Consider the following 8,439-nt stretch of genomic DNA (forward strand, 5'->3'; position numbering starts at 1 on the left):
TGGTGTCGTCGTCCAGGTACGCCACGGCGGAGCCGGCGGCCTGCTTGGCCAGGCGGCCCGTCTCGAAGCGGATGGTGCGGGTGCCGAAGGAGCCGTTGTCGATGACGGCCTCGGCGTAGTGGGTCTCGTTCTCCACTAGCGGTTTCTCCTACGTTGTCGTCTTTTGCGTCTTTTCGTCCGCGCGCCCGTGTGGCGGGGGACGATGCGGGAGAAGCGCTGTCGTGGCGGGCCGGTCTTCGATCGAAGCACCCGGGGAATGAGGGGTCCGGGGGCCACTACCGAGGACCGGCGGCGTGCCGGCTGCTTCTCGCGCGTGGATGTGGCGTTGTGTGACCAGACTAATTGCCGGTCGGCACTTTGCGCACGTACAGCAAAGGGAGCGGCCCCCTAAAAGTGGGAACCGCTCCCTTCACGGCGACTTACTTCGCGCCGCCGGCCGCACCGCGGCGGATGCCCAGGCGGTCGACCAGCGTACGGAAGCGCTGGATGTCCTTCTTGGCCAGGTACTGCAGCAGGCGGCGACGCTGGCCCACCAGGATCAGCAGACCACGACGGGAGTGGTGGTCGTGCTTGTGCTGCTTGAGGTGCTCGGTCAGGTCAGAGATACGACGGGAGAGCATCGCGACCTGGACCTCGGGGGAGCCGGTGTCGCCCTCCTTCTGGCCGAACTCGGCGAAAATCTGCTTCTTCGTAGCGGCGTCGAGAGACACTCGGTACTCCTCTTGGTGTTCGATGCGCCCACGAGTGCCCCTGGTCTTGATCTCAGGGGAAGCTTCCGTGACTCGGAGGCGAAGGCGCGATGAGCGCTGCTCCCCGATTCTTCGAAAGCGCGAGCCTTCGAGAGGATTCCGGGAGCGCGTACACAAACGGCCGTCACACAGCGTACCAGCCCGGGAGACAGCGGCCGGGCGGGGCCCGGGTTCTCCGTCGCGGGGCCCGCGTCAGTTCGCGAGGGAGCGGGCCGCCTCGTACACGTCCAGGACGGCGAGACAGAGCGGGACGAGACTCAGCAGCACCGCGCCCTCGGCCAGGTCGGTGAGCCGGCCCCAGAACGGCGAGACGCCCCTCCCCGGGACGATCAGGCCGATCGCGGTGACCAGGGCGGCGCCCACGGCGACGGCTGCGGTCAGCCAGATCGTACGGATCTCCGGCTGGTCCGCGGGCAGGTCCAGGGCGAGGCCGGCGATCAGCAGGGCGAGGGCGGCGAGCCCGGCCGCGAGGACGCAGCCGACCTGCGCGGTGTAGCGGAAGAGGCGGGCGCGCAGCAGCAGCGCGAGACCTGCGGCGAGCGCGAGCAGCCGGGACCAGGCGCCCGCGTCCGGGGAGAGGCTGAGGATCGCCGCCGCGCCGACGACGGCGCCGGCGCAGCCGCCGACCAGGCCGAGCAGCAGTTCGTGGCCGCGGCGGGCCTGCCGGGCGATGCGCTCGGCGTCGACGGGGAGGCCGATGGGGGCCATGGGGGGCGCGCCGTGTGCGGGGCGCGCGCCGTACGGGTCTGGGTTCGCGTAGGCGGTGGGGCTGGGGGCGCCGTGGGGCGTCGCCGGGCTTCCGTACGGGGCGGGGCCGTACGCGGCGGGGTTTCCGTACGGGGCGTCGGGGTGCGGGTACGGGGCGGTCGCCGGGCGCGCGTAGCCGATGGGGAGACGGGCGAAGCGGGCCGAAAGGCCCGGCAGGAAGGCGACGAGTCCGATGGCGGCCGGGGCGCAGACGGCGGCCGCCGCGGTGGCGGAGGCGCCGGTGAGGATCGTGGCGAAGGACGCCAGGGTGCCGGTCACGGCCAGGAGGACGGCCGAGACGAAGGGTGCGTCCCCGCTCGGCAGCAGCGCCACCAGGACGACGGAGGCGACGAGCACGGTCACGCAGCCCAGCAGGAACTGGAGCCGGCCCGGCCCCTCCCCCGCGTGCGGCGCGACGATCCCGGAGCCGGCGATCATCAGCAGCGGCAGCGCGCCGAGGCCGACGGCGACCGCGGAGCCCCCGTCCTCGTACACCCGGGCGCGGACGGCGGCGAAGGCCGTCAGCAGGACGCCGAGGACGGCCGCGACGACGCCCGGCAGGCCGTGCATGTCGTGCCGGGCCGGCTCGGCGTACCAGAGGACCAGGCCGACGAGGCCGAGCAGCAGGACGCCCGCGCCGAGCCCGGCGGCGCGCAGCGGCTCCCCGCCCCACAGCCGGCGGTCGCGGGTGACGGCGGACGCGACGGCGTCGGCGACGTCGTCGAAGACCGCGGGCGGCAGGGACTGCGCGAACGGGCGGAGCGTGAGCAGCTCGCCGTCGAGGACCCGCTGGTCGGCGAGGGTGCGCGCGCCGTCGAGGACGGTGCCGTCGAGACGGACCAGGTGGTGGCCGGTGGGCGTGCCCGGGGGCTGGGGCCGGCCGACGAGCCGCAGGATCTCCGGGTACACGTCGGCGACCGCGAGGTCCGCCGGGAGCGCGACGTCGACGCGGCTGTCCGGCGCGACCACGGTGACGCGGCAGAAACCGGTCGGCGCGGTCGGGCCGCCGGTCGGCGCGGTCGTACTCACGTCTTCAGCCCCCTCGTTCGCGGTTGCGCACGCTGCGCGCGTCACCCTACCGGGGGGCGGCGCGGACCCCGGCCAGTAGGATCACCGTCTCGCGCGGTGACGTCCGCACACCAAGCACGAGGGATTCACGAGGGATTGATGCTCCGGTGAGCCAGATCGTGGTCGAACGATGAGCCAGATCGTCGTCAAACGCCCGCCGAGGACGTTTCCGCCCGACGTCCCCGACGGGGAGCTGGTTCTTCAGTCGCCGCCGGAACTCCCGCGCCAGGAGCGCGAGTCGTTGCTGATGCAGCTGCTCCCGATGCTCGGCATGGGCGCGTCGGCGGTCTTCTTCTTCCTACCGGGCGCGCATCCGTTCATGCGGATCATGGGCGCGCTGATGGTGGTGTCGACGCTCGGCATGGCGATCGCCCAGTGGGTACGCCATCGCAACGGAGCACAGGGAAGCCTGGCCGAGGCGCGGCGGGACTACCTCGCGTACCTGGCGCGGATCCGCCGTACGGTCCGCCGGACCGCGCAGCGCCAGCGCGACGCCCAGTTGTATCTGCACCCCGCGCCCGATCAGCTGTGGGCGGTGGTGGCCGAGGGCACACGGCTGTGGGAACGGCGGGTGGGCGACCCGGACTTCGGCCAGGTACGGATCGGGCTCGGCGCTCAGCGGCTCGCGACGCCGCTGGTCGCCCCGGACACGGCCCCGGTGGACGGTCTCGAGCCGCTGTGCGCGGGCGCGATGCGGCAGTTCCTCGCGGTGCACGGCGCGTTGGACGGGCTGCCAGTGGCGATCGCGCTGCGCGCCTTCCCGCGGCTGACGGTGACCGGTGAGCCGGAGTCGGCGCGGGCGGCCGCGCGGGCGCTGGTGTGTCAGCTGGCGACGCTGCACTCCCCCGACGACCTGGTGGTCGCGGTGGTCGCGGCGCGGGGCGCGGCGGCGTACTGGGACTGGGTCAAGTGGCTGCCGCACGCGCAGGCGCCGGGCCTGCTCGACGGGGCGGGCACCAGGCGGCTGTTCGGCGACGACCTCACGGAGGTGGAGGAGGCGCTGCGGTCGGTGGGGCGGCTCGACGGGCGGCCCCGGTTCGGCCGGGACGCGCCGCCGGTGCTCGACCGCCCGCACGTCGTGGTGGTGCTCGACGGGGCGGTCCTGCCGCACGACTCGGCGCTCGCGGCCGCGGAGGGCCTGCAGGGCGTGACAGTGGTGACGCTGGGCGAGGGCGGCGAGCCGTGGCGCTCGGGCGGGCTCGCGGCAGAGGTGCTGCCGGGGCTGCTGCGGCTCGACTCCGGGACCGGCGTCGCGCACGAGGGCGTGCCGGACGGGATCTCGCTGCCGGCCGCGGAGGCGCTGGCCCGGCGGCTGGCCCCGCTGCGGACGGGCGGCGCGGACGACGACGAACCGCTCCTCGCCGACCTGGACTTCACCGAGCTGCTCGGCCTCGACGACGCGGCCGGCGCGGAGGTCGCGGCGCGGTCCCGGCGGCCCCGGTCGGCCGCTGAGCGGCTGCGGGTGCCGATCGGCGTCGGCGAGGACGGGCAGCCGGTCATGCTGGACCTGAAGGAGTCGGCGCAGGACGGCATGGGTCCGCACGGGCTGTGCGTCGGCGCGACCGGCTCGGGGAAGTCCGAACTGCTGCGCACGCTGGTGCTCGGGCTCGCGGTGACCCACCCCTCCGAGACGCTGAACTTCGTCCTCGCGGACTTCAAGGGCGGGGCGACGTTCGCGGGCATGGCGCGGCTGCCGCACGTCGCCGCGGTGATCACCAATCTCGCCGACGACCTGACGCTGGTCGACCGGATGGGCGACGCGATCCGCGGCGAGCTGCAGCGGCGACAGGAACTGCTGCGCGCGGCGGGCAACTACGCCAACATCCACGACTACGAACGGGCGCGGGCGGCGGGCGCGGCGCTCGAACCGCTGGCCTCGCTGGTGCTCGTGATCGACGAGTTCTCCGAACTGCTCAGCGCGAAGCCCGACTTCATCGACATGTTCATCCAGATCGGCCGGATCGGGCGTTCGCTGGGCGTGCATCTGCTGCTCGCCTCGCAGCGCGTGGAGGAGGGCAGGCTGCGCGGCCTCGACACGTACCTGTCGTACCGGATCGGGCTGCGGACCTTCTCGGCGGCGGAGTCGCGCACGGCGCTCGGAGTCCCGGACGCCTACCACCTGCCGTCGGCGCCGGGCTCGGGCTATCTGAAGTTCGGCACGGACGAGATGGTGCGGTTCAAGGCGGCGTACGTCTCGGGGGCGTACGGGACGCGTGGGCGTGGCTCGGGGGGCGGCGGCCCGGCGCCGGACGGGGCCTCGGGGGTCGCGGTGCGGGCGGCGCTGTTCACGGCGGGGGCGGTGCCGGTGACGTACGCGGGGCCGGTGCCGGATGAGGAGGAGGACGGCGCCGACGACGCGTTTGCGGAGACCGTTCTCGACGTGATCGTGCGCGGGTTGGAGGGGCAGGGCGTGCCGGCCCACCAGGTGTGGCTGCCGCCGCTCGACCGCGCGCCGACCCTCGACCAGTTGCTGCCGGGCCTCGCGCGCACGCAGGAGCGGGGCTTCACGGCGACGCAGTACACCCGGCCGGGCGGGCTGACCGTGCCGCTCGGGCTGGTCGACAAGCCCTTCGAGCAGCGCCGCGAGGTGCTGTACCGGGACTTCTCGGGCGCGGCGGGCCACATGCTGGTGGTCGGCGGCCCGCAGTCGGGCAAGTCGACGCTGATGCGGACGCTGGTCGCCTCGTTCGCGCTCACCCACACGCCGCGCGAGGCGCAGTTCTACGCCCTGGACTTCGGCGGCGGCGGACTGGCCGCCCTCGCGGACCTGCCCCACGTCGGCGGGGTGGCCTCGCGGCTGGACCCCGAGCGGGTACGGCGGACGGTCGCCGAGGTCGTGGGCGTACTGAACCGGCGCGAGGAGTTCTTCCGCGCGCACGGGATCGACTCGATGGCCGCGTACCGGCGGCAGCGGGCGAGCGGGGCGCTGCCGGACGAGGTGTTCGGCGACGTGTTCCTGATCGTGGACGGCTGGGGCGGGTTCCGGAGCGAGTACGAGGGCCTGGAGCCTGTGCTCGCGGACCTGGCGGCGCGGGGTCTCGGGTACGGCGTCCACGTCGTCCTGACGGCCGCGCGCTACATGGAGGTCCGGGCGGGGATCAAGGACCAGCTGCTGAACCGGCTTGAGCTGCGGCTCGGCGACGTCATGGACTCGGAGTTCGACCGGCGGGTGGCGGAGAACGTCCCGCCGGGGGTGCCGGGACGAGGGCAGGTGCCGGAGAAGCTGCACTTCATGGCGGCGGTGCCGCGAGTGGGGGACGGCGACGACGTGTCCGTCGGGGCGGCGGAACTCGTCGCGGCTGTACGGGACGGCTGGAGCGGTCCGGCGGCGCCGGGAGTGCGGCTGCTGCCGCACCGGCTGCCTGCCGAACGATTGCCGAAGGGCTTCGAGTTCCCGGGCCGCGGCATCGCGATCGGCCTCGACGAGACGGGCCTGGAGCCGGTGTTCGTCGACTTCGACGCGGATCCGTTCTTCCTGGTCCTCGGCGACGGCGAGTCGGGCAAGACGAACCTGCTGCGGCTGATCGCGCGGCGGATCACGGAGCGGTACGCCCCCGACGAGGCGAAGATCGTCCTCGGGGACTACCGGCGCACGCTGCTCGGCGAGGTCGCGGAGAGCCACCTGCTGGAGTACGCGCCGACGGCGGACGCGATGCGGACGCACATGGACGCGCTGGCGGGCGTCTTCGCGCGCCGCCGGCCGCCCGCGGACGTCACCCCGCAGCAACTGCGCGACCGGAGCTGGTGGACCGGCCCGCAGGTGTTCGTGCTGATCGACGACTACGACCTGGTGGCGACGAGCGCGGGCAATCCGCTGACGGCGCTCGCCGAGTACCTCCCCTTCGCCCGCGACACCGGCGTCCGCTTCGTCGTCGCCCGCAGCACGGCAGGCGCGTCGCGCGCGCTGTACGAGCCGTTCCTGCAGCGGATGAAGGAGCTGGGCGCGCAAGGCGTGCTGCTGTCCGGAGACCCGTCGGAGGGCGAGCTGCTCGGTTCCGTGCGCTCGCGTCCGATGCCGCCTGGGCGGGGCCTGTACGTCCCCCGACGGGGCGGGGCGTCGCTGGTGCAGACGGGGTGGGCGCCGGTGCGGTGAGGGGGGCGGGAGGGATCCTAGAGGGTGCGGGCGATCTTCGGGGTGAGTTCCGCGCGACTTTGCCCGGGGCAGGATCGGGACGCCGATAATTGGCCCGTGGAGCGGGAGTCGCCGCCCCACGGCACAAAGCAACGCCACAGCACAGCACTGCGCAGCACTGCACTGCGCTGCACGAAGGAGACGGCGCCGGATGGGCACTCAGCAGGAGAAGGACGAGCTGTACGCACTGGACATCAGCGGCGTGGAGTGGCACGGCGCGCCCGGCACGAGCCCCGACGAGGAGCGCGTGGAGATCGCGTACCTGCCGGACGGGGCGGTCGCGATGCGGTCGTCGCTGGAGCCGGAGACGGTGCTGCGGTACACGGAGGCCGAGTGGACGGCGTTCGTCCTCGGCGCGAAGGACGGGGAGTTCGACCTTCGGTAGGGGGTGGGGGCCCCGGACGGGGGCCCCACGCCGACGCCGTCAGTACGCCTCGGTGAAGAGGCGGGACGCCTTCACGTCGGTGGAGCGGTAGCTGTCCTTGCCCCGCTCGACGATCCGGGCGACCGACTCCAGACGGGACTTCATGTCCTCCGCGCGCTTCTTGTACTTGCGCTGCAGGATCTCGTACTCGTGGTGCGCCTCGCCGTCCCAGGTGCCGGTGACGATCCTGAGGGCGGTGTCCATCTCCTCGAGGTCCTGGACGATGTTGCGCGAGACGGCGCGGATGCGGTCCGCCATCTCCTGGACGCTGCCGTAGCGGACCGTGGTGTTCTGATCGATGCCGGACATGGCTGGTGCGCGCTCCTCGGGATCAGATGCTGTTCAGGGCGGAGTGGTTGTTGTCGCTGGTGGTGTTGGTGTTGGCTGAGGCGAAGGCTCGGCGGACGTCCTCGTCGTTGGCGTTGCTGAGGTTCTTCGTCTCGCCGACGGCGTGGAGCAGGACGCCGAGGAGCCGACGGATGGTGTCGTGGTCCTCGTTCAGCTGCGACTGCGCGCTCTTGAACCCGGCCGCTCCGACGCCGGTCCAGCCCGCGCCACAGGTCGCCAGAATGTCGGCGAGCTCGCGGGCCTGACGGGTGACGGCGTTGCCCGTCTCCATGATCTTGTTCTTGGCCTGGACGACGGGGTCGTCGGCGAGTCCGAAGCCGCCGGCGGGGGTGGTCATGGGGTGCTCCTGGGGTCGTGGCGACGCCATCTGATGAGGGCGAGGAGGAGGCCGCCTGCTGTGGCGACGAGGACGGTGATGGCCGCCCACGGCGGGGAGCCGCGGTGCGGGGCGGCGGCGGTGGTGGGTTGTTGTGGGGTCGTCGGCGTGTGGGTGGGGGTGTGGTTCGCTCGTGCGGCGAGCAGGGGGTGGACGTCGGGGTCGCCCGGGTCGCCCTTGCCCTCCAGGAGCACCTGGGCGGGGCGAACGGACCCGTACCCGATGTACTTGCTCGGCACGGGCCCCTCGTGACCTGCGGTCTGCAACATGACGCGCAGCACCTGGTTGCCGGTCCACTCCGGATGCGCGGACCAGATGAGCGCGGCGGAGGCGGAGGCGATGGCGGTGGCGTGACTGGTGCCGTCGAAGGAGCAGTACTTGGTCCTGTCGACGGAGCACCGTCCCGGCATGTCGACGCCGGGGGCGGCGAGGGCGATGTGGTCGCCGTGGTTGGAGAAGTCGGCGTGCGTGCCGTCGGCCTTGAGCGCGGCGACGGCGACGACGCCGGGGATTGCGGCGGGGTACTGGGGATTGCCGGTGCCGTCGTTGCCGGCGCCGGCGAAGATGAGGGCGCCGTGTTGTAGGGCGTAGTTGA

The 8,439-nt window shown here is 73.1% G+C and carries 7 protein-coding genes; 2 read left to right on the forward strand and 5 right to left on the reverse strand.

Annotated features, from left to right (window positions below; genetic code table 11):
- Positions 1-419: 419 nt before the first annotated feature.
- Both rpsO and eccD read right to left on the reverse strand, forming a co-directional pair.
- On the reverse strand, positions 420-710 hold the full coding sequence (gene rpsO / locus VIU94_RS35170) for a 30S ribosomal protein S15 (protein ID WP_331917982.1): 291 nt from the start codon (positions 708-710) through the stop codon (positions 420-422).
- A gap of 231 nt (positions 711-941) precedes the next feature.
- Positions 942-2,525, reverse strand: coding sequence for a type VII secretion integral membrane protein EccD (gene eccD, locus VIU94_RS35175; RefSeq protein ID WP_331917984.1), 1,584 nt, complete (start codon positions 2,523-2,525; stop codon positions 942-944).
- Positions 2,526-2,694: 169 nt separating this feature from the next.
- Between eccD and eccCa the strand changes: the two genes are divergently transcribed.
- Both eccCa and VIU94_RS35185 read left to right on the forward strand, forming a co-directional pair.
- On the forward strand, positions 2,695-6,657 hold the full coding sequence (gene eccCa / locus VIU94_RS35180) for a type VII secretion protein EccCa (RefSeq protein WP_331917986.1): 3,963 nt from the start codon (positions 2,695-2,697) through the stop codon (positions 6,655-6,657).
- 190 nt (positions 6,658-6,847) lie between these two features.
- The gene (locus VIU94_RS35185) at positions 6,848-7,081 is read left to right on the forward strand and encodes a DUF397 domain-containing protein (protein WP_331917988.1); all 234 of its coding nucleotides are present in this window, start codon (positions 6,848-6,850) and stop codon (positions 7,079-7,081) included.
- 39 nt (positions 7,082-7,120) lie between these two features.
- Here VIU94_RS35185 and VIU94_RS35190 read toward each other — a convergent pair whose 3' ends face one another.
- The 3 genes from VIU94_RS35190 to VIU94_RS35200 form a co-directional block, all read right to left on the reverse strand.
- Positions 7,121-7,429: a WXG100 family type VII secretion target gene (locus VIU94_RS35190; RefSeq protein ID WP_331917990.1), complete on the reverse strand. Its 309-nt coding sequence runs from the start codon at positions 7,427-7,429 to the stop codon at positions 7,121-7,123.
- Between the two features lie 22 nt (positions 7,430-7,451).
- Complete coding sequence (locus VIU94_RS35195; protein ID WP_331917992.1) at positions 7,452-7,805, reverse strand: hypothetical protein; 354 nt, start codon at positions 7,803-7,805, stop codon at positions 7,452-7,454.
- A partial coding sequence (locus tag VIU94_RS35200) for a S8 family serine peptidase (RefSeq protein WP_331917994.1) occupies positions 7,802-8,439 on the reverse strand: 638 nt, incomplete at its 5' end. The genes VIU94_RS35195 and VIU94_RS35200, both read right to left, overlap by 4 nt.

Origin of the sequence: Streptomyces sp. (genome assembly GCF_036566765.1) — a bacterium.
Lineage (GTDB): Bacteria > Actinomycetota > Actinomycetes > Streptomycetales > Streptomycetaceae > Streptomyces.